At 57.9% G+C, this 21,189-nt stretch carries 26 protein-coding genes; 20 read left to right on the top strand and 6 right to left on the bottom strand.

All coding sequences use genetic code 11. The features are described 5' to 3' along the window. The first annotated feature begins 56 nt into the window (after positions 1-56). The 8 genes from VN622_09655 to phoU all read left to right on the top strand — a co-directional run bounded on the left by VN622_09655 (position 57) and on the right by phoU (position 7,718). On the top strand, positions 57-758 hold the full coding sequence (locus VN622_09655; protein ID HWR36120.1) for a PhoU domain-containing protein: 702 nt from the start codon (positions 57-59) through the stop codon (positions 756-758). An 86-nt stretch (positions 759-844) separates the two neighbouring features. Beyond that, positions 845-1,120, top strand: coding sequence for a hypothetical protein (locus VN622_09650; GenBank protein HWR36119.1), 276 nt, complete (start codon positions 845-847; stop codon positions 1,118-1,120). Between the two features lie 205 nt (positions 1,121-1,325). Beyond that, positions 1,326-2,330 (top strand): phosphate ABC transporter substrate-binding protein PstS, encoded by a 1,005-nt coding sequence (pstS, locus tag VN622_09645; protein ID HWR36118.1) that lies wholly within the window; start codon positions 1,326-1,328, stop codon positions 2,328-2,330. A 72-nt stretch (positions 2,331-2,402) separates the two neighbouring features. After that, on the top strand, positions 2,403-4,088 hold the full coding sequence (locus VN622_09640) for a putative porin (GenBank protein HWR36117.1): 1,686 nt from the start codon (positions 2,403-2,405) through the stop codon (positions 4,086-4,088). 288 nt (positions 4,089-4,376) lie between these two features. Then, positions 4,377-5,339 (top strand): phosphate ABC transporter permease subunit PstC, encoded by a 963-nt coding sequence (pstC, locus tag VN622_09635; protein ID HWR36116.1) that lies wholly within the window; start codon positions 4,377-4,379, stop codon positions 5,337-5,339. Next, positions 5,329-6,201 (top strand): phosphate ABC transporter permease PstA, encoded by an 873-nt coding sequence (gene pstA / locus VN622_09630; protein ID HWR36115.1) that lies wholly within the window; start codon positions 5,329-5,331, stop codon positions 6,199-6,201. The genes pstC and pstA overlap by 11 nt, the downstream gene beginning before the upstream one ends. A gap of 51 nt (positions 6,202-6,252) precedes the next feature. Next, the gene (gene pstB / locus VN622_09625) at positions 6,253-7,014 is read left to right on the top strand and encodes a phosphate ABC transporter ATP-binding protein PstB (protein HWR36114.1); all 762 of its coding nucleotides are present in this window, start codon (positions 6,253-6,255) and stop codon (positions 7,012-7,014) included. Next, positions 7,011-7,718 carry a phosphate signaling complex protein PhoU gene (gene phoU, locus VN622_09620; GenBank protein ID HWR36113.1) on the top strand — a complete coding sequence of 236 codons (708 nt, stop codon included), beginning with the start codon at positions 7,011-7,013 and terminating at the stop codon, positions 7,716-7,718. Before pstB ends, phoU begins: the two co-directional genes overlap by 4 nt. Before the next feature lie 74 nt (positions 7,719-7,792). Here phoU and VN622_09615 read toward each other — a convergent pair whose 3' ends face one another. Further along, the gene (locus tag VN622_09615; GenBank protein HWR36112.1) at positions 7,793-8,257 is read right to left on the bottom strand and encodes a MerR family transcriptional regulator; all 465 of its coding nucleotides are present in this window, start codon (positions 8,255-8,257) and stop codon (positions 7,793-7,795) included. Positions 8,258-8,632: 375 nt separating this feature from the next. Between VN622_09615 and VN622_09610 the strand changes: the two genes are divergently transcribed. Beyond that, a complete protein-coding gene (locus VN622_09610) occupies positions 8,633-9,580 on the top strand; it encodes a phosphate acyltransferase (GenBank protein ID HWR36111.1) in 948 nt (315 codons plus the stop codon). Continuing rightward, on the top strand, positions 9,570-10,712 hold the full coding sequence (buk, locus tag VN622_09605) for a butyrate kinase (protein HWR36110.1): 1,143 nt from the start codon (positions 9,570-9,572) through the stop codon (positions 10,710-10,712). Before VN622_09610 ends, buk begins: the two co-directional genes overlap by 11 nt. 63 nt (positions 10,713-10,775) lie before the next feature. Here the strand turns inward: buk and VN622_09600 are convergent, their stop codons facing one another. From VN622_09600 to VN622_09590, 3 genes are all read right to left on the bottom strand, one after another. After that, positions 10,776-11,510: an endonuclease/exonuclease/phosphatase family protein gene (locus VN622_09600; GenBank protein HWR36109.1), complete on the bottom strand. Its 735-nt coding sequence runs from the start codon at positions 11,508-11,510 to the stop codon at positions 10,776-10,778. Beyond that, positions 11,507-11,665 (bottom strand): hypothetical protein, encoded by a 159-nt coding sequence (locus tag VN622_09595; GenBank protein ID HWR36108.1) that lies wholly within the window; start codon positions 11,663-11,665, stop codon positions 11,507-11,509. The genes VN622_09600 and VN622_09595 overlap by 4 nt, the downstream gene beginning before the upstream one ends. A gap of 174 nt (positions 11,666-11,839) precedes the next feature. Further along, a complete protein-coding gene (locus VN622_09590; protein HWR36107.1) occupies positions 11,840-12,184 on the bottom strand; it encodes a hypothetical protein in 345 nt (114 codons plus the stop codon). Between the two features lie 282 nt (positions 12,185-12,466). Between VN622_09590 and VN622_09585 the strand changes: the two genes are divergently transcribed. Then, the gene (locus VN622_09585; protein HWR36106.1) at positions 12,467-12,862 is read left to right on the top strand and encodes a hypothetical protein; all 396 of its coding nucleotides are present in this window, start codon (positions 12,467-12,469) and stop codon (positions 12,860-12,862) included. Between the two features lie 133 nt (positions 12,863-12,995). Here VN622_09585 and VN622_09580 read toward each other — a convergent pair whose 3' ends face one another. Next, positions 12,996-15,212 (bottom strand): sigma 54-interacting transcriptional regulator, encoded by a 2,217-nt coding sequence (locus VN622_09580; GenBank protein ID HWR36105.1) that lies wholly within the window; start codon positions 15,210-15,212, stop codon positions 12,996-12,998. A 15-nt stretch (positions 15,213-15,227) separates the two neighbouring features. Between VN622_09580 and VN622_09575 the strand changes: the two genes are divergently transcribed. Next, positions 15,228-15,557 carry a hypothetical protein gene (locus tag VN622_09575; GenBank protein ID HWR36104.1) on the top strand — a complete coding sequence of 110 codons (330 nt, stop codon included), beginning with the start codon at positions 15,228-15,230 and terminating at the stop codon, positions 15,555-15,557. Between the two features lie 53 nt (positions 15,558-15,610). On the opposite strand, the gene VN622_09570 is transcribed toward VN622_09575, so the two are convergent. Next, on the bottom strand, positions 15,611-15,745 hold the full coding sequence (locus VN622_09570; GenBank protein ID HWR36103.1) for a hypothetical protein: 135 nt from the start codon (positions 15,743-15,745) through the stop codon (positions 15,611-15,613). A gap of 99 nt (positions 15,746-15,844) precedes the next feature. On the opposite strand from VN622_09570, the gene VN622_09565 reads away from it, so the two are divergent. From VN622_09565 to VN622_09530, 8 genes are all read left to right on the top strand, one after another. Continuing rightward, complete coding sequence (locus tag VN622_09565) at positions 15,845-16,615, top strand: electron transfer flavoprotein subunit beta/FixA family protein (protein ID HWR36102.1); 771 nt, start codon at positions 15,845-15,847, stop codon at positions 16,613-16,615. A 57-nt stretch (positions 16,616-16,672) separates the two neighbouring features. Further along, the gene (locus VN622_09560; GenBank protein HWR36101.1) at positions 16,673-16,903 is read left to right on the top strand and encodes a hypothetical protein; all 231 of its coding nucleotides are present in this window, start codon (positions 16,673-16,675) and stop codon (positions 16,901-16,903) included. A gap of 68 nt (positions 16,904-16,971) precedes the next feature. Beyond that, entirely contained in the window at positions 16,972-17,217 is a 246-nt protein-coding gene (locus tag VN622_09555; GenBank protein HWR36100.1) for a hypothetical protein, read from the top strand. Further along, positions 17,214-17,462: a hypothetical protein gene (locus VN622_09550; protein ID HWR36099.1), complete on the top strand. Its 249-nt coding sequence runs from the start codon at positions 17,214-17,216 to the stop codon at positions 17,460-17,462. The genes VN622_09555 and VN622_09550 overlap by 4 nt, the downstream gene beginning before the upstream one ends. Further along, entirely contained in the window at positions 17,462-18,454 is a 993-nt protein-coding gene (locus VN622_09545) for an electron transfer flavoprotein subunit alpha/FixB family protein (GenBank protein HWR36098.1), read from the top strand. The genes VN622_09550 and VN622_09545 overlap by 1 nt, the downstream gene beginning before the upstream one ends. Positions 18,455-18,492: 38 nt before the next feature. Then, a complete protein-coding gene (locus tag VN622_09540) occupies positions 18,493-18,714 on the top strand; it encodes an alpha/beta hydrolase (GenBank protein HWR36097.1) in 222 nt (73 codons plus the stop codon). A gap of 57 nt (positions 18,715-18,771) precedes the next feature. Then, positions 18,772-20,487: an electron transfer flavoprotein-ubiquinone oxidoreductase gene (locus tag VN622_09535; protein HWR36096.1), complete on the top strand. Its 1,716-nt coding sequence runs from the start codon at positions 18,772-18,774 to the stop codon at positions 20,485-20,487. A 130-nt stretch (positions 20,488-20,617) separates the two neighbouring features. Beyond that, positions 20,618-21,181, top strand: a complete 564-nt coding sequence (locus tag VN622_09530) for a cysteine hydrolase family protein (GenBank protein ID HWR36095.1) — start codon at positions 20,618-20,620, stop codon at positions 21,179-21,181. The last annotated feature ends 8 nt before the right edge of the window (positions 21,182-21,189 follow it).

The following is a 21,189-nucleotide window of genomic DNA, read 5'->3' as shown; positions in this document are numbered from 1 at the left end:
CTCCCTCTTAAGCTGGGTGCAGTGGAATCGGGGTTAGTATGAATGCGGCGGCAATCATGAATAGCAACAGATCGCACCTGGTGGAATTGACGTTGGAGGCATTTCGCCTGGCTCATGAGGCGGCTACCGCTGCCGCCCAGGGTATCGCAACGGGCAACAAAGAACTGCTCGCCTCTGTGCGCAAGTATGAGCGCGACCTCGACGGGCTGGACCGCGATGTTGATGATCTGGTCACCACAACCATCACTCAGGTCAGCGCGCCGGAAGCCCACGAATTACTTGCTTGCATGAAATTTGTCATCGCGTTGGAACGTATCGGCGATCTTCTGCTGAGCTTCGCGAATCGTGCTGATTCGGTGGCACAGCGGATCGATCGTCAGGATGCGGAGGACCTGGCGCGGATGGCCTCGCGGCTTGAGCACATGGTCGCCACCGTGCAGAGTGCGTTTAGCAATCGCAGCCTGGACGCTGCGGTGGATGTGTTACGCTCCGACTCCGAACTTGATCGCCTTCGCAATCTGATAGTTCTGCGGCATCTCGAGCCTGCGACGGACGATACGCGCCAGGAGAGCTTCCACGTTGTTTTCATGGCGCAGGAGCTTGAGCGCGCAGGCGACCATACGAAGAACATGGCGGAAGAAGTTTGCCACCTCGTCAGCGGACACACCGTCCGGCACGTCCTCCGTAGCTACGACCGTCCTGTCGAGCAGATGTTTATTGAGCACCTGCGCCGGCAACAGGGCGAGCACTCCCGCTGAGGTCCGGAGCCGGGAACTGCAAATTCACCGTGTGTTCATATCCATGTAACAATCCCGCGCTTAAATAGTAAGTGCGGGAGGTAGTTATGAATGCTGTTTCATTCATCTCCGCTGCTCCGCAAGGTACTTTTAAGGAACCCCCGGCAAGCACCTACGGCGTTTCTGTCCCGGTATTCCCGGCCGACGTCCTCTTCGTGATTGCAGTCGTGGCTCTGGTTTACTTTGCTCTGATTTTCGTGTGGCATTGCCCCAGCCCGCGCCACACGCTGATGCTAGACCTGATCGGTGTCAAAGAGCTGACTCGAGTTGAGCCGATCGCTCCACCGACTGAGATTGAACCACGGCGGAGAGCGCGTGCCTGACTGGCGTGGGCGCCAGTTCCGGAAGCTGTGCTGCTACGAACGGGATTCGTTTCATCTCACGCGCCGATAGCAGTACCAGTGACAATCGGGCGCGCCATCGCGTAGCGCGTTCCCCGCATGTAACATGAATTTCACTTCCTTGTAACTCTGCTGTAACACACCGCAGCTACTAATTGACTCAGCAGAGATCAAGGAGGATTGACGAGTGATTCGCTCTTTCAAGTTAATGCTGTTCATGGCGCTGTTGGCCACGCTGGCATCCGCGCAGACCACGTTGAATGGCGCCGGCGCCACCTTCCCGTATCCGATGTACTCCAAGTGGTTCAGCGAGTACCACAAGAAGAACCCCAACGTTCAGATCAATTATCAGTCGATTGGCAGCGGCGGCGGTATCCGCCAGGTGCTGGCCGGAACCGTTGAGTTTGGCGCCAGCGATGGTCCCATGACGGACGAACAACTCTCGCAGGCGAAGACGAAAATCCTGCATATCCCGACTGTGCTCGGCTCCGTCGTTCCGGCCTACAACGTGCCCGGCGTGAGTGCGGAACTGAAGTTCACGCCCGAAGTGCTCGCCGGAATTTTCATGGGCCGCATCACAAGCTGGAACGATCCGCAGATTGCGAAAGCGAATCCCGGCGTCAACCTGCCCGCCCAATCAATCATCGTGGTGCATCGCTCGGATGGCAGTGGCACAACCTTCATTTTTACCGACTACCTCTCCAGCGTGAGTCCGGAGTGGAAGAGCTCGGCCGGCAAGGGCACCAGCGTGAAGTGGCCTGTTGGAATGGGCGCGAAAGGCAATGAAGGTGTCGCAGGCATGATCCGGCAGCTACAGGGTTCCATCGGCTACATCGAACTGATCTACGCCGTTCAAAACAAAATTCCGTACGGCACCGTTAAGAACAAGGCGGGAAGCTTCGTAAAGGCCACACTGGAAAGCACCACGGCAGCAGCGGCTTCCGCCAAGATGCCAGCCGACTTCCGCGTGTCCATCGTGAACGCTCCCGGAAAGGACGCTTACCCGATTGCCAGTTTCACCTGGCTGCTTGTTTCTGCACAGTCCAAAGACGCGGGGAAGGGCAAGATCATGAGCGAGTTCCTGAATTGGATGTTGGACGAAGGACAGAAAATGACGCCGCAGTTGACCTATGCACCGCTGCCGAAAGACGTGATCGAAAAGGTTCGCGCAACGGTGAAGCAGGTTCGGTAAGCCGCACGCCAAGTGGCGGGCACACGTAGGCAACGGTTTCTTAAGCAGTTCTGAAGAGAGGAAAGTCACGAGATGATGCCAGCGTTGAAGAAGACTGCGGTGCTGCTACTGATGTGCGCCACGGCATTCGCGCAGACCAACCCGACGACAGGTGCGAATGCGAAGAAGACGACGCAGCGCACAACCAGAAAGGTGGCTGCGCCAGCCGTCACTGCGGAAGACGTGAAGGCCCTGCGCGACGCGCTTGCCGCACAACAGCAGCAGATTGAGATGTTGCGGCAGGAGATGCAGCGCCGCGACCAGCAGTTCCAGGATGCACAGCGTCAGGTTGCTGAGGCGCAGAGTGCCGCGCGCGATGCGCAGACCAAGGCCGCGGCCGTGGAAAACTCCGCCACCGAGCAGAAACCCGCTTTCACCCAGTTGCAGAGCGACATGGCGGACGTGAAGACCACGCTGACCAATAGTGCAACCAGCACGCAGGATGACCAGAAAAAGGTTAGCGAACTCGCAAGCACGCTCGGCCGCTTCCGCTGGACGGGCGACGTTCGTGTTCGTTACGAGAATTTCCTGCAGGATGGGACCGCTGACCGCCATCGTCCTCGAGTTCGCCTGCGTCTCGGCGTAGAAGGAAAGCTGAACCAGGACTTCCTTGCCGGTATTGCGATTGCCTCCGGTGCAACGAATGATCCGACCTCAACGAACTCGACTCTCGGCGACGCCTTCCAGCGCAAGCCGGTGTCGCTTGACCGCGGTTACATTACCTACAACCCGGTCGCGCACAAGTGGCTGTCGTTGACAGGCGGGAAGTTCGCTTACACCTGGACCCGCACAAACGCGAGCCTCGACCCCGATATCAACCCCGAAGGTTTCAGCGAGAAACTTTCGTTCGACATCAAGAACCCGGTCGTCAAGAACCTCACCGTGACCGGTATGCAATTGCTCTTGAACGAAGTTAACAATACGAAGAACAACTTCACCTCGACCCTGCCATCGGGCTTCCCGACTTTCAGTAACGACTCGTGGGCGGTAGGCGGCAGCATCTCCTCGAAGTTGCAGATTGGAAGCTTCTGGTCGATGACGCCGTCGTACACCATCCTGAACTTCCGCAACCCTGACTCGCTCGTGAACGGTTTTGCCAGCCTGGTGAACGGCGGTAACTCTCTGGACTTCAGCAAGCTTGCTACTCCAACCGCGGTGAACACGACCGGCTTCGCCCCGAACGGCATGACCAATGCGATCTGCACCAAAACGGTTGGCACGACCCTGCTGCCACGGTTCTGCTCGCAATTCCTGTATTCGGACATCATCGTGGCGAACGTCTTCAAGACGCCCATGGAGAAGATGCCCTTCAACCTGACGGGCGAATATTTGAAGAACCTGAACGCCGCTAGCGACAACTCGCACCTGTACTTCGTGGAAGCCAGCCTGGGCCAGACGAAGAACAAGAACGACGTGCAGTTCGGATATTCGTTCACCCGCTCGGAGCAGGATGCGGTAATCGCCTCATTCGTGGAGAGCGATCAGCGCTTCCCGACAAACGTGTTGCAGCACCGCATCTTCGGTTCATGGAAGGTTGCGCCGAACACTACTCTCGGCTACACGCAGTGGATCGGCCGCGCACTCAGCACCACGCTGGCTAATACTTCGGCATTCGGTTTTGCCGGCGGCAAGCCCTACGGCTTCTCTTCACTTACAGTCCCCGGTGGTCACGAGCCGTTCCTCAAGCGTGGCCAACTAGACCTGATCTACTCGTTCTGAAGTTTTCCGGGACTCCCCAACCAGGGTGTCCCGTTTGTGCAAGCCTCCGGCGTAGCCAAAACAGACTGCGCCGGGAACAAGAGAATCGAATGGCCTGCTGCCGCACTCACGGATTAAGGTGCAGCAGGCCATTTCATCTTGGGATTTCACAGTCCTGTAACAATGTTTTGTTAGCGTTGAAGGGTGAACTTCAGTAAGTCCAACACAGAGCATTCATTCCCGCGGCCGGTGCCGCCTGTGCAGACGAGTTCTCCAGTGCCGAACCTGGAGAATGTGCCACGGCCGGTCATGCGCGCGCGGCGGCTTCTGCTCACAACCAGCCGTTCCAGCCGAATTGCCGATAACGCCTTCAAGTACGCCATGCTGGCATGTTCGCTCTCGGTGCTCGCCATAGTCGTTCTTGTGTTGCTCGAACTCTATTCCCAGTCGAAGCCATCGCTGCTGCAATTCGGGTTCAAGTTCTTCACCGGCACCAACTGGGATCCGGTTTCCGGCGAATTCGGCGCGCTGCCCTTCCTTTACGGAACAATCGTTTCTTCGCTCCTCGCGCTGTTCTTAGCCGTACCGCTTTCAGTTGGTGTCGCTGTCTTCATCACCGAGATGTGCCCGCGGTCAGTTCGCGGCATTTTCTCCTTCATGGTCGAGTTGCTGGCGGCGATTCCAAGCGTTATCTATGGTCTTTGGGCGATCTTCGTTCTTGCCCCTCTTCTGCGTGAACGTGTGCAGCCTGCGCTGGCGCGCACGCTGGGCTGGACAGGCCTGTTCGACGGACCGGCTTACGGCATTGGCATGTTGGCCGCCGGAATCGTGCTTGCCATCATGATTGTCCCCATCATCTCTTCCATTACTCGCGAGGTGCTGGTCGCTGTTCCGCAGCATCAGCGCGAAGCGGCGCTGGCGCTTGGCGCCACGCGTTGGGAGATGATTCGCATCGGCGTCCTGCGCAATGCTCGTGCCGGCGTTCTCGGAGCCATCATCCTCGGCCTGGGACGCGCGCTCGGCGAAACCATGGCTGTAACAATGGTCATCGGCAATAGGCCGGAGATTGCGAAGTCGCTCTTCGCGCCTGGATACACAATGGCCAGTGTTATCGCCAATGAATTCAGCGAAGCTACCGATGACCTTTACCTGAGTGCGCTAGTCGAGATTGGGCTCGCGCTGCTGATCGTGACGCTCATCGTGAACGGCCTGGCGCGCCTGCTGGTCTGGTCGATAACTCGCGGAACGCCTGCGGGGGTCCATGCACAATAACGCCGCACCCATGCGGAATGTCGGAATCTTCCGCAAACTGAAAGACCACATTGCGACTTTTGCCGCCGCACTCGCTGCCATTCTGGTGCTTGCGCCTCTCGTGTCAGTCTTCGCATATCTGGTTTACAAGGGCATAGGCTCCATCAACATAGAGTTCCTGACGCACACCCCGCAACCGGTTGGTGAACTCGGCGGAGGCATGGCGAACGCCATCGTCGGTTCAGGACTGATTCTTGGGATTGCCAGCCTTATCGGCGTGCCGCTGGGCATCGGCGCGGGCGTCTATCTCGCCGAGTACGGTCGTAATCGATATTCGAACTACGTTCGGTTCACGGCTGACGTGCTCAACGGCGTACCTTCCATCGTGATCGGAATAGCGGTCTATTCACTCGTGGTGCTCAGGCAGGGACATTTCTCGGCTTTCTCTGGAGGAATAGCGCTGGCCATCATGATGGTGCCGACGATTGCGCGCACGACCGAAGAAATGTTGCTGATGGTGCCGCTCAGTGTTCGCGAAGCTGCACTCGGCCTGGGCATTCCACAGTGGCGCAGCACGGTTTCGATTTCATTGCGCACGGCGGCTTCCGGGGTTATCACTGGAGTCATGCTGGCCTTCGCGCGTGTCGCCGGCGAGACTGCGCCGCTGTTGTTTACCGCTTTCGGCAACCAGTTCTGGAGTCTGAAGCCGAATCAGCCCACCGCCGCTTTGCCATTACAGATCTTCACGTACGCCATTTCGCCGTTCGATGAATGGCATCGGCAGGCCTGGGCGGGAGCTCTCGTGCTCATCGCGCTCATAGTTGGCACGGTGGCAATAGTGCGTCTGGTCGCCAGTCGCGGCATGATGCGGCACTCTGCGTAGATCAAAAACGAGCTGCCCGAAGGGTAGCGGAATCTTAAGGAGCCCATCGGAATGGGTGTAGGAATAGAGGTGAATAGCCTCAACGCCTGGTTCGGCAAGAGCCAGGTGCTGCAACAGATCGACATGCACGTTGAGCCGAACAAGGTAACGGCCATCATCGGACCGTCCGGCTGCGGCAAGTCCACGTTTATTCGCTGCCTCAATCGCATGCACGAAACAATCGCGGGAGCGCGGGTTGATGGCAAGGTTCGTGTCGGCGAGATCGACGTTTACGGTAACGGAACCGCCGCTGTCGACGTGCGACGACGCATTGGCATGGTATTCCAGAAGCCGAATCCGTTTCCAAGCATGTCGATTTACGACAACGTAGCCGCCGGACTGAAACTGAACGGCTACCGCAATCGGCAGGCTACCGACGAAGTCGTGAAACACTCGCTGGAGATGGCGGCGTTGTGGGACGAAGTGAAAGACTACCTTCGCAAGAAGTCAGGTGCCAGCCTGTCGGGCGGCCAGCAGCAGCGCCTGTGCATCGCACGCGCCCTGGCCGTGGAGCCGGAAGTTTTATTGATGGACGAACCCGCCTCGGCGCTCGATCCGATCTCGACCGGTAAAATTGAAGAACTCATCTTCCAATTGAAAGAGCAGTACACGGTCGTTATCGTCACCCACAACATGCAGCAAGCGGCACGAGTGGCTGACCAAACCGGCTTCTTCCTAATGGGGAAGCTCATCGAGTTCGATAAGACTGAAAAGATATTCACCACTCCGTCCGACAAGCGCACGGAAGACTACATCACTGGCAGGTTTGGATGATTTTACGAAGCCGTTTTCAGCAAGGGCTGGCTGACTTGAAACAGAAGCTGCTGAACATGGGCGGCATGGCGGAGCACGCCGTGGAGCGCGCCACCGAAGGCTACCAGAAGCGCGACTCGAAACCGTGCCAGGTGGTGTTCGAGCGCGAGAAAGCCATCAACAGTATCGAACGCGAGATCGACGAACTTGCTATCGACCTGCTCGCGATGCAGCAGCCCATGGCCTCCGATCTGCGTTTCATCGTCGCCGTACTCAAAATCAATGCCGATCTGGAGCGCGTCGGCGACCAGGCCGTGAACATCGCGCAGCGCACGCTCGATATGTTGCAACAGCCGCCGGTAGATATTCCGGTGGACATCGCGCGCATGGCCGGCACGGTGAGCACCATGGTGCAGCGCGCATTGGAATCCTTCATCGACGCCAAGGACGAACTGGCGCAGGCCGTGCTGGAGATGGACAACATCGTCGACCGCATGAAGGACGAGGCTTTTATCGCACTGGTACACCGGATGAAAGAAGACCCGGAACACACGCAGCAGTATCTCGATGCGCTGCTGATCACGCGCAATCTCGAGCGTGTGGCCGACCACGCCACCAATATCGCGGAAGACGTTATCTTCTGGGTGCGCGGCGCTGACGTACGTCACAGTGCGCCGCAAGACCGGACGGAAATTGGCGGTGTTATTCCAAAACGCGAGCAGTAGCGGCGAGAAAAGTTTTCGTCGACGATGTTTGGGGGAGAGACGATTGTCTCCCCCAGAAGCATTTCAGCAGCCTGTCAGTTGTGGATAGGGCTTACTACTAACAATGCTTTCAGGTTCTCGCATTGCGGGGCTGAACGATACACGCTGCAACCATAACAATCCTTCACTTCGCCGGGACGGCAGCACACGCGATTCGTCCAGCACGGAGCCGTTGAATCTTTCACGATCGGGCAGTTGCCATTCTTTTCGAAGCCGCATTGCCGCATCTCCCAGCACGGCAGCAATGCGAGCAGATGACGAATTCCGGCAAAGTTCAGGCGTGCCTCGCGCACCAATCGCAACACGGTTGCGATCCAGACATAATCCTGTTCGGTGAAATAGCGTGTCCCCTTCTGAGATTTGATGGGAATCAGCAATCCTTCGCGTTCGTACAAACGCAACAGATCCACCGAGATATTGAAATGACGCGCAACCGCGCCGATCTTGATTCTTAACCCTGCTTGCGGGATGGCGTTTGTAGTCTCGTCTTCGACTCGCATAAGGACCTCAAAAAAAGAGCGTAGATTCTCGAAATGCCGTGCATCTCCATTAGCGCAATTCTTTAGCCAATACTCTGGAATTAAACGTGCTTGTTTCACCCCTGCGTTCAATTACTTAGGGCTCATGTTCTCATGATTTCTTGAGTTGCAGGTCGAGAAACGGGGCAAATCTCGCACCGCCGGGCGTGATTTCCCGCATAACATGACGCAAATCTGCGCACGAGCAAGTCAGGTTACTCGGAGCCGCGTTGTTGATACGATGTCGCCCCCAGAGGTGACGTATGACACAGACGTTTTGGCCGTCTACGCGTCATCTTCAAAAGGTTGTAGACAAATAGGTTTTAGAGTGGAACGTTTCCGCAAGTGAGGACGAAGATGCCTACTCCCGCCATCGAGTGCTCCGGCACCGCCATCGCCAATTTCCAGCAGTTACGCATACGCGCACAGGCCGCGGGCCCCAAGCGAGTAGGTGTCGTCGTGGCCGATGACGAAGTCGCGCTGCTTGCAGCCGCAAGCGCCGCGGACCAGGGCATCGCCGTAGCGGTTTTGTTCGGAGACGAGTCACGCATACGGGCCAAACTCGTGCAGGTGGGCACGCCTCAGTTGCTCGACAAAGCTCAGTTCATCCATGCACCTGAGCCAGCTCTTGCCGCGAACGCCGCCTCGCAGATGGCGCGTGATGGCAAGGTGGACATTCTGCTCAAAGGACACTTGCGCACGGACGAACTTCTGCGGGCAGCGCTCGATAAGCAGAACGGACTTCGCACTGGCCGCCTGCTCAGCGACGTGCTGCTCTACGAAGACACGCTTTCTGGAGAGACGCGCCTTGTGGGCATGAGCGATGGAGGCATGAACGTCGCGCCAACGCTCGAACAAAAGAAGCAGATCGTCCTGAACGCTGTCACGGTGATGCACGCCCTTGGGATTGCGCGGCCGAAGATTGCAATCATGAGCGCCACCGAGGTTGTCACGGACTCTGTGCCTTCCACCATTGACGCCAAACTGCTCAGCGAGCTGGGCACCAGCGGCGAATTCGGCGAGGCGGACGTGTATGGACCGCTCGCGCTGGACAATGCATTGCTCGAATCGGCGGCGAAAGCCAAAGGTATTACCAACCCCGTCGCGGGCCACGCCGATTGCATGATCGTGTCCAACATCGAAGCCGGCAACCTGCTAGGCAAAGCCGTTAAATATCTCGGGAGATCGCAATGTGCGCACGTCATTGTTGGCGCGCGCGTCCCGATCCTCATTCCTTCGCGGGTAGAGAGCGTGGACGATAAGTTGAACTCGGTCGCATTGGGGGTACTGGCTCATGGAGCGTAAAGCGCCGTCGCACATTGCCGTGTCAAGCGTTGTCGCGTCGAACGTTGTCGTCATCAATCCCGGCTCCACATCCACCAAGTTCGCACTTTACGCGGGCGATCAGCCGGTCTTCACGCAGACGCTGCGGCACAGTGATGAAGAAATGGCGTGTTTCAAGGGTCGCGCAATTCTGGAGCAAAGCGACTTCCGCCGGCGTCTGATCGAGGCCGAACTTGAACAGCGCGGATTCAAGCTGTCGCAGATCGACGCCGTCGCCGGACGCGGCGGCTTGCTGAAGCCGCTCGCCAGCGGAACCTATCGCGTGAATGATGTGATGCTCGAGGAGTTGCGCCGCGCCGAACGCGGCGAGCACGCATCCAACCTCGGCGCGGTCATCGCGAAGGGTATTGCCGATGATGCCGGAGTCGATGCGTACGTCGTGGATCCCGTCAGCGTGGATGAGTGGCCGGAGAAGGCGCGCCTTTCGGGCTCGGCGCAACTCGAGCGCCAATGCCTCTCTCATGCGCTGAATACCAAGGCCGTGGCAAAGCGCTACGCACGCGAGCGTGGCGTCGCCTACTCCGCCCTGCGCTTGGTCGTTGCGCACGTTGGCAGCGGCATCTCCGTCTCTGCGCATGAAGATGGCCGGATGATCGACGTCACCAACTCGCGAGAAGAAGGCGCATTCTCCACCGAGCGTGCCGGAACCGTACCGGCCATGAAGCTGGTCGAGCTGTGTTTCTCAGGCAAACACACGTACAAGCAGATCGAGGCCATGCTCTTCCGCGAAGGCGGATTCTACTCGTACCTGGGCACCAAGGACTTGGTCGAGGTCGAACGCCGCATCAGCGCTGGGGGCGAGCACGCCGAGCTGGTCTTCGATGCCATGGTGTACCAGATCGCAAAAGAGATTGGCGCTATGTCAGCGGCTTTGCGCGGACGCCTCGACGCCATCCTGCTCACCGGCGGCATGGCGCATTCTGAAAAGCTTGTTGCCGCACTCAAGGCGCACGTTGAATGGATCGCGCCCGTACTTGTGTATCCGGGCGAAGACGAGTTGCAGGCGCTGGCAGAAGGTGTGTTGCGCGTCCTGCGCGGCGAGGAAGCGGGGCACGAGTACGGATCGCAAGTTGCAGCGATAGTGACCCTCTGAATCACACGGCGCGTACGACGGTTTAACTTTATCTGCTTCGCTACTGATGTAAGCAGTTGTGGCCTACATCTCAAATTCCGCTATGAGCGGGAGATGGTCGCTCGCGATCAGCGCCGTGCGCGAGCGATGCATGTAGAAGCGCTTAAGCTTAAGCTGGCCGTCGTAGTAGACATGATCGAGATGCAGCACTGGAGCGAAGCCAGGATAGCTGCGTACGCGCCATTGCCGTGGCGTAAGCTCTGCGCTGGCGAAGTTCGCGCCGAGCATCTTGGTCGCCAACCCGCGCGTCCACTCGTTGAAGTCGCCTAATATGATTCGCGGCCCTTGCATATCGGGTGCCAGCAGAACCTCCGGGCTTAGCATCAAACGCGCCTGTGCGCGCCGCTCCATGAATCCCGTTCCCAGGTGTACGTTGAGGAGGTGAAGCAGGCGTCCGTTCGGCAGTCGCACATCCGTGCGCAGGCAGCCGCGCCGCTCCCGTATGGAGTGTGACAGGTCGTAGTTCTGCGAATGAACAATCTTTAGCCTGCTGGCCGTCGCATTCCCGTACACGCCTGTGAGGATTTTCCTGTTCTCGCCGAAGCAGAAATCTTTCATGCCGAGCTGCCCCGCGATGAATGCGAGTTGGTCATGCTCCGCCACGCAGTCGTGCACGCGCACGACTTCCTGCATGGCGACGATGTCAGCTCCGGTCTGGCGGATTGCATCGGCAACGCGCGACGGGACGACGCGCTGATCCAGGCCGCGGCACTTGTGAATGTTGTAGGTGACAATGCGGATCATGCCGTTGGGCATCATTGCTGGCGTTTATGCACTAAGCTGGTTGAGCCGGCGACCGGCCACAATCCATCCACGATCAGCGACTTGGTACGGATCATCGAAGGCTCGTAGTGATAGATGCGCGCGCCGGCCTCAAGTAGCACTCCGAACAGGCGGCTTGAGCTGCCCGTCAATGCAGCCGAAAGTCTCCGGAGAGCAGAACATTCGGCCATAGCATGGCCAAAGAAAAAACATATGGGCAGATCGGCAGGCCCAGTGCTCCCGTCTCTTGAAGCAGTCAGCCGATCTGCCCGCCCCACCTCCGCCATAGTGGTGGGGAATCCTGTCGCATCAGTGCGCGGCGATCTTTAGCCGCACTGACTCAGTCTCCTCTTCAGTGAAAACTGCTGGACACCTTCGGGTGCCAGTCGCGCAGCTTGTGCGTGCGCCTCGATTTTCCGAACAAGGTCTCGCATCATCGGGCCGCGTGCGACGAGTTCTGCGCCCTGCCTCGCAAATCCGGTCAGCAGAGACTTGCCTTCTTCATCTACGAACGAAACTTCTGTCAGATCAACTCGCACTGCACTGCGGTCAGGGAATACCCTGTTTAGTCGCCAAGCCTTCCCAAGTTCCGCAACCCAAGCATCGCTCAGCTTGCCCTCCAGACGAAATACCATTCCCGACGAGTCGCTCTGTACCGTGATTCTTAGCATCGCCGTTCCGACGCGCCTCTCGTGATACGTGGGACAATCGCCATTGTGCGCTTCTTGTAGTGCAACTAAGCGTCCATATTTGCCGAAATCCCGTCCCGCCTATACCGTCTGTTTTGTTTACGTTGCAGGCATAACGGTTCCATCGGAGGCATAGTGGCTCCGGATGGGTGCCTAAATATCGGCGCTGTGCCGGTATGTAGTCATTCTCTCTTTGAATATGTTAGTCACGCGCTATGGTGAGGAGAATCACGATAACCTGCGAACCTTGGTCGAATAATCTCTGTGGCAAAACTTTGCGCCCAAGGTGTCCGTGTGTCGTTATCCATTCAACCGACCTTTCTTCGCAATTGGAGCCTGACCGGAATCAAGGTTCTGCATACGGCTGTTTGGGCAGTGCTAGCTGCGTGTATCGTTGCGCTCCCGGTTCTTGCTTTTGCCGGGCAGTTCCGTTGGGCAGTCATCCTCACGGTAGCCATTCTCTGCGAATGCGCAGTGCTCGCTGCAAATCAAGGCCGATGTCCGTTCACAGATTGGGCGGCTCGATTCACCGACGACCGAGCAGACAATTTCGATATTTATCTGCCCAACTGGTTGGCTCGGCACAACAAGGTGGTATTCGGCACACTGTTCGCGTTGAACGAACTAATTGTCCTCTGGCGTTGGCTCGCCCAGCAGTGAAATAGAACCCCGAAGCTGGCGTGCCCGGCGTCGCAACCTGTTTGCTTTGCGGCAGTATCGATGCGGCCGGGAATGGAGCGTGAGAGGGACGGAGAGTTTCGCAACCGCCATCGCGGCAATTTCGGTACTTGAGTTAATACTTCAAGCGGGAGATTCCGAGCTTCTGCATTTTGGATTGCAGTGTCGTGCGCTTCAGCCCTAGTCTTTCCGCAGCGCCGTTCGGGCCGGCGATCACCCCTCGCGACTCACGCAGTACGTTCACGATGTGCGCGCGCTCTGCGTCTTCCAGGGTGACGGGCGAGGCGGTCTCTTTGCCTGCGGCCTCGGTCTTCAGTTCCGCAAGAGGAACATGCAGCGAGGGGCCTTTCGTCAGGATCACGGCGCGCTCAATGTAGTTTTCCAGCTCGCGTATGTTTCCCGGCCACGGACATGCAGCCAACGCGCGCATCGCCTCGGAGGGAATGGATTCGATCCTACGATTCATGCGGCGTGAATACTTCTGGACGAAGTAGCGCACCAATGCCGGAATATCCTCCGGGCGTTCACGCAGGGGCGGCGCCTGCATGGGGAAAACATTCAGCCGATAGTAAAGATCGCTGCGGAAAGTACCTTGCTTCACCATCGCGGCCAGGTCGCGGTTTGTCGCGGCTACGAGCCGGGCGTCTACGCGGATCGTCCGCGTTGCGCCAAGTCTTTCAAATTCTCTCTCCTGCAATGCGCGCAGAAGTTTCGGTTGCAGTTCCAGCGGGATATCGCCGACTTCGTCCAGGAACAGAGTTCCGCCGTGTGCCAGTTCCAGGCGGCCTATCTTCTGCGCAATGGCCCCGGTGAAGGCGCCGCGCTCGTGACCGAACAGCTCGCTTTCCAGCAGGCCGGTCGGGATGGCGGCGCAGTTCAGCTTCACAAACGTGCGCTCCGACCTCATGCTCAGCCGGTGAATAGCGCGCGCAATCAGTTCTTTCCCGGTGCCGGTTTCACCCAGCACCAGCACGGTCGCATCGGTGGGTGCAACGGTTTCAACTTGCTTCAAAATGCGCTTCAGCGCGGCGCTCTCGCCGACAATTTCGTCGAAGTTGAACTCGGTGCGGATTTCGTCTTCGAGGTAAAGCTTCTCTTCCGCGAGCTTGTCCTTGAGTACAGCGATTTCGCGGAACGCCAGCGCGTTCTCCACGCCTATAGCCACCTGGTTTGCAATCTGCCGCAGGTATTCGACGTCTTCATCGCTGAAGGTGTTACTACGAAAACACGCGACGGTGAGGATGCCTAGCACTTTGTCTTTCGCAATCAATGGCAGGAAGCACGCTGACTGGATTCCCTCTGCGACAAGCCTGCGCATGATGTCGGAAGGGAACCGCGCGACATCGATAGGGCTCATGCGCAGAGGTCGCCGAGAGTGAAAGACCCATCCCTCGGCCGCGCCCTCCAGCGGGAAAGTCATATCATGCTCGATCAATCCCTTGCCCTTGAGGAAATCGATGGCGAAGATTCGTAGCTGTTCGGTTCTCTCGTCGTACAGGGCGACGCTGGCGTAATCGTGGTGCGGTTCCACGTCTCGATGGCTCTTGGACAACGCAACGAAGAGCTCACGGAATTCCAGGTTGCGAACGACTGCATTGTTGATTTCCAGCAACATGCGTATGCGGTCGCGATCGCGCGCTAACTGCACTTGCGCTTCCTGCAGGCGTTCGTAATTCAAGGTGTTGCAAACGGCTAGCGCCACATGTGTTGCTACTCGCTGAAGGAAATCGGCATCCTCCTGCCGATAGGCCGCCACCTGCTTCGAGCCAAACCCAAGCGCGCCCAACCTTCCCTGCGCCGTTGTGAGCGGCAACACACAAATCGATTTCACGCCTTCGCCCCGCAGTGCGGTCATCAACTTCGGAAAGCCATCCACCTGGTCGATATCGTCCACCACCATCGAGCGCTGGGAGTCGATTACCAGCTTGCTTATGCTCTGGCAGGCAGGCACTTCCATGGTTGGCGATGCCGCCTTCAACTGCGCGCCCTCGAGCAAATACGACCGCACAACGTCACGTTGCTGGTCATACAGGATGACGTCGATCCAATCGAAGTTGACAATTGAGGCGAGTCGTTCGGCAAGGTCGTGCAGCAGGCCCTTCAAATCGCGATGCAAGGCGATGGAGTCCGCCACGTCCAGTAACGCGCGGTACCTCTGCAACGCTATCGCATTCTTTTCCGGGCCGGGTTGTGGCATGGCAAAAGGATACCAGCGCCGTCCAGCCCCGCGATGAACACGAACCAGACGCTGGACTGCGGCGCAGATTGTCTCCTGAGCGGGAGCGATAGTCACATCGTTTCCGGCCATCCGTGTGAAATAATCGTAGGCCATAAAAAAGGGGGCCAGATGGAAGAGCGCGAGTTCTACGATGAGCGGCAGGAAACGAAAAAGCATACCCTCACGTGCCCGCATTGCCGCCAAAGCGCCGACTACGATATCGGATGGACCGTTCGGGTGAAGAAGCGTCAACTTCCACCGCGTGCCGATGAGCGCGATCGTGCTCGCTTCGCAAAGGCGCGCTCCTACATGGTTCGCCGGGACGACCTGATGGGCTGCAAGAATATGCGGTGCCGCAAGCGGTTTGAAGTCGCTGGAGTTCAGTCGGTCGTTTTCATGGGAGAAGGCGCGTCAAGCGCCAGCATGGCTGCCGACCCGGACAATTTCGGCAATCGATAAGACCCACTCCTTGTTGGGTCATCCTGAGGTCACGCCGTTTTTGCGCGACCTCCTTACGTTGCGAACAGCAGATCCTTCGCTGTGCTCAGGATGACGCTTGGCTCGGTGACAGTCATGGCAGCCCGGCCTGGTTCGGCACGACTTGGGCTGTCGCCGAACCGAATCATCTGCATTTTCCAGTAAATCATTTATACTTTCCCGTTCTGTACACGGACCTGGGGTGGTCCGCGTCCTGTCCTCTAACTTTCAATTGTGCAATTTGTCACGTCGTGGTCAACGAGGTGCTTGTGAAGATCCTGGTTTGCATGAAGCAGGTTCCGCAGAAGGACGCGCCGCTCAAGTTGAATGAGTCCGGCACGTGGATTCGCGAGGACGTTTCCTACGAAGTGAACGAGCCTGACGCATACGCCCTGGAAGAGGCGCTGCGCCAGAAAGAGAAGCATGGCGGCGAGGTTGTGGTAATAACCGCTGGCCCAGCGCGTGCTCAGCAGGTGCTGCGCGAGGCCCTCGCGAAGGGTGCCGATCGCGCCATTCATCTTGAAGACAACGCCTTTGTCACCATGGACCCCGTCAACATCGCAAAAGCGATCGTCGGCGCGGTGAAGGACGAGCAGTTCGATCTTATCTTCACCGGCCTTCAGTCCGATGACATCGGCGCGGCACAGACCGGCGTTCTTCTTGCTGAGTTACTGAACTGGCCGCACGCGACCATCATCATGCAGATCGAAAAGCAGGATGGCGGCATCAAGGTGAAGCGAGAACTTGAGGGCGGATTTTTCCAGTTTGTCAACATGCCGTTGCCTGCCGTCCTGACGATCCAGTCCGGCATTAATAAACTTCGGTACGCGACGCTGATCGGCATAAAGCAGGCCAAGAACAAGCCGCTGCGCAAGGTGACGCTCGACGAAGTGAAGGCGTCCATCGGCGATAACCTGCAGAAGATCGAACGCCTGTACATTCCGCAGAAAACGAAGAAGACGGAGATGATTGAAGGTTCGCCCGCGGAAGTAGCAAAAAAACTCGTCGACAAGCTGCGTAACGAAGTGCGGGTTCTCTGACGCTCGCCGGTCATCTGCAAAACTGCGAGATTCGCATCTAACCAGTGCAGGTGAGTTATGGCTCAGATTCAGAGAACGCAGGACGCAGAAATCGACGCGCAGCGCACAGGATCTCTCCTGCTGACACTTGGATGGTTAGTGCTGGCCGTGGACGCCCTGCTGGGAATCTATGCTTTCCCCGCCATACGCGACGGGTCGCAAAGTTGGCTGTGGCTGGTAGCCATTTTAGGAGTGATTGGATTCACGCTGCTGGTCGCTGGTTCCGTGAAGCGCAGTCGTGGCAGGTGAGTCGATCTCAGGCAGGGAAATGGTTCTCGCTCGAAGGCAGCAAGCAGGCTTTCTTTTTGGAGGCTGTGATGCCGGAACCCGGAGTGAAACCCGCAGGAGAGGACGCAGAAGAAGAACGTCGCGAGACCGGTACGAGTCTCATTCTCATCGGATGGCTCTGCTGGATATTCGCTGCCTTGGTCATGTTCTTCAACCCGTCGGCTATCAGGCTCGGACGGCTCACGATGGTCGAGATTGCTGTCACGCTGGCGGTGGCTGGCCTGGTTCTCAACATCCTTGGTCTTCGTGTCCGCAAAAGGAAAAATAGCGAATGAAAGCTAAAACAACGCAGAAGGCGGCCGGGAAGGTGCAAGCTCTCTCGACGAAGCACCGTTACATCAGTATCGGCACCATCTTTATCGGCACGCCTCTGACGCTTTCTATTCCGGTCATGAAACTTTTCCGCGGAGAACTGGGCACGGCCGCATATGTTCTTGCGGCTGCGCTGTTGATTGAAGTCACAGTCGGGATAGGTTTCCTGGTAAAGGGCCTAACTTTAAAGGAAGAGCAGGAATTCTAATGGCTGAAACTATCCTTGTCGTCGTCGAGCAGCGTGAGGGAAAGCTTAACCGCGTCTCGTTAGAGACTTTGACAGCCGCGCAGGCCATCGCCGCCGATACCGGCTGGACCCTGGAAGCCGCAGTCGTCGGCTCCGGCGTTGGCGACATCGCGAAAGAGATTGCGCCATGCAAGGTCGCCAAGGTTTACGAGGTCGAGTCGCCGAAGCTGACGCGCTACACGCCGGACGCTTTTGTCGCCGTACTCAAGCAGTTCGTCGAACAGCGCCAGCCGCGACTCGTCTTGATGCCGCACACGTACCAGGTGCGCGACTTCGCACCGAAGCTCGCGACGGCGCTCAACAGCACGCTCATCAGCGACTGTATCGGATACAGGAAGGACGGCGAAAAGCTGATCTTCATGCGCCTGATGTTCCAGGGCAAATTCGCAGCCGACGTAAGCTTCACTGGCCCCGGCCCTTGGTTCGCCACCTTCCAGGCGGGGGCCTTCCGTGGCGATCAGGTGCAGGACGGACCTTCGCCCGCGAGCGTTGAAACCGTCAATCTCGACGTCGCCGACGACGCCATTCGCAACAAGCCCGAAGACGTGTTTAAGGAAGCCAAGCAGGCCGTCGATCTTTCGCAAGCCGAGGTGATTGTCTCTGTCGGGCGCGGGATCAAGGAACAGAAGAACATCGAGATGGCGAAGCAGCTTGCGGAAGCACTCGGCGGCGAAATCGCGGCTTCACGCCCAATCTGCGACTCCGGCTGGCTTCCGATGGATCGTCAGATAGGTTCGTCCGGCCAGACGGTCGCGCCCAAACTTTACCTCGCACTCGGAATCAGCGGCGCCATCCAGCACATCGTGGGCATGAAGGGCTCGCGCACGATCATCGCCATCAACAAGGACAGCGAGGCGCCTATCTTCGAGATCAGCGACTTCGCCGTTGTGGGCAACATCTTCGACATCGTGCCGCCGCTTATCGAAGAAGTGAAGAAGACCAAGGGTGCGTAGGCATGACGTCATGCGTTTCGCGCTGGAAGCGCTGACGCGTGCGTGTAGTACTTACAAATGACACCGACCATCCTCACGATTCCCGAGATCGATGGGCCAGCTTCGAACGCGCATCTTACTTTGCAAGATGCTGGGGTGCTGAACTGATCGATGTCGGCGAAGCCTGCCACATCAACGCCGGTGCTGGCTGTGAACCGTGGCCGCAAGGGCTAGAGATCCTGTGCGGATTGAGAGACGCTGGGTACGCTGTGACTGGTTAACAAATCGTAATGGCCTAAAGAATTTCGCTATCTGCAAATTTTCGAAACGAGCTACTTATGATCGTTTTTCGCAAACCGATTCCCGGCGTCGAGCACCCGCAGATGGAAGCCGATGTCGTCATCGTTGGCGGCGGACCGGCAGGCATGGCCTGTGCCCTGCGCCTCTCTCAACTCATCGAAGAGCACAACGCCAAGAACCCCGACGCGCAGCTCTCGAAGGAAAACATTTATGTACTCGAGAAGGCTCGTGAAATCGGTCAGCACTCGCTTTCCGGAGCGCTGCTCGACCCGCGTTCGATGCGTGAGCTGTTGCCCGGCTTCGAGAAAGAAGCGCCGCTCGACGCGCCCGTCACGCGCGAAGCCGTTTATTACCTGACGCGCAAATCGAAGTTCAAGGCGCCCATCACGCCGCCGCCGTTGCGCGATCACGGCAACTACGTCATCTCGCTAAATCGGTTCGTCAAGTGGCTTGGCGGAAAAGTCGAAGAGACCGGCATCACCATTTTCACGGGATTCGCCGGCAGCGAACTTTTGATCGAAGACAACAAGGTTGTCGGCGTTCGCACGGACGACAAAGGTGTCGATAAGCAGAATCAGCCCAAGTCGAACTTCGAGCCCGGTTACGATCTCAAGGCCAAGGTCCTCATCCTCGCCGAAGGCCCGCGCGGCTCGCTGACGAAGCAACTCGTCGGACGCTTCCAGCTTGACGAAGAGCGCAACCCGCAGACCTATGGCGTCGGCGTAAAAGAGCTATGGGAGGTTCCGAGTGGACGCATCGCTCCCGGCGAAGTCATCTACACGATGGGTTATCCGCTGACCACAAAGGAATATGGCGGCGCGTGGATTTACGGTGGCAAAGACAACATCGTCTCCCTCGGTTATGTCACGGGACTCGACTACCCTGACCCGCGGACCGATCCGCATCACGTACTACAGGCTTATAAGCAACATCCGTTCATTCGTCGCCTGCTCGAAGGCGGCAAGATGATCCGCTACGGCGCGAAGGCGTTGCCGTATGGCGGTTGGTGGTCGATGCCTCCGCTCGCCGGCGACGGATGGATGATCATCGGCGATTCTGCTGCTTTCCTGAATTCGCAGCGCCTCAAGGGCATCCATCTTGCGATCAAGAGCGGCATGCTTGCAGCCGAAACTGCATTCGAAGCGTTGCAGGCGGAAAACTTCTCCGCCGCGCAGCTCATGAAATTCAAGGAGCGCGTCGATAACAGTTGGATCAAAGAGGAACTTTACAAGGTCCGGAATTTTCACCAGGGCTTCGAGCAGGGCTTGCTATCCGGGATGCTCCACGCCGGGCTACAGCAGATCACGGGCGGAGCCGGTATGCGTGAACGCTATCCGGCGCATGCCGGACATCAACGCATGAAGTACGTTTGGGACGCCTGGGGTTCTGCCGCCGAGCGGGAGCAGTTCCTCGGCTGGGCGAAGGGTGATGGCAAGCTGACGTTTGACAAGCTCACGGACCTCTACCACTCCGGTACCAAGCACGAAGAGGATCAGCCGGCGCACCTGGTCATTCACGACACGAATGTCTGCTCCACGCGCTGCACAAAAGAATTCGGCAACCCTTGCCAGTTCTTCTGCCCGGCCAATGTTTACGAGATGATGGATTCGGGCGACGTCCCCGGCGGCAAAGAAATCCATCTCAATCCGTCGAACTGCGTGCATTGCAAAACGTGCGACATCATGGACCCGTACCAGATCATCACCTGGGTGCCGCCTGAGGGCGGCGGCGGACCCAACTACGACGGAATGTAATCTGCTCCGATGTGGGGCGGGCGTCTGCCCCGCCCACATTTCCCCGCTGCTACGCGAGTTCGAAGAATGGCTTCAGCGAAATCTGCCGAACGGATGAGCCTCGCGTCGGCAAGTGTGATGAAATGAACGTATGAACCGCGCTCTTGTGGTAATCGACGTCCAGAACGAGTACTTCATTGGCAAGCTACCCGTCACCTATCCTGCCAACTCGCTTGCGAAAATCCTGCGAGTGATGGATGCCGCCAGTACCGCGGGCATACCGATCGTGCTCGTTCAGCACAATGCACCGCAGCCCGATTCCGCTACGTTCCGGAAGGGAACTCCAGAATGGGAGCTTCACCCGGACGTCGCCGCGAGACCTCATGACGCGCTTATTCACAAGAGCCTGCCCGGCAGCTTCACGGGCACGGAACTCGAGGGTTTTCTCCGCGAGCGCAACATTGATACGGTTGTCATTGCTGGCTACATGACGCAGATGTGTTGCGATACGACGTCGCGAGAAGCCGTACACCTCGGCTTCAACGTCGAGTTTCTTTCCGACGCCACCGGAACGCTAGCGTTCAGCAACAGTGCAGGGTCAGTCACCGCCGAAGAACTCCACCGCGCCATTCTGGTCACGCAGCAACTCCGCTTTGCCGACGTGCTTCCGAGTGCTGACTGGGTGGCGCGCACATCGAAAGCAGTTTCCACCTAAGTGCTTAG

Source organism: Clostridia bacterium (genome assembly GCA_035561135.1).
GTDB lineage: Bacteria > Acidobacteriota > Terriglobia > Terriglobales > Acidobacteriaceae > DATMYA01.
The sequence above is the reverse complement of the archived record's forward strand: the minus strand, read 5'-3'. Positions and strand labels throughout refer to the sequence as shown.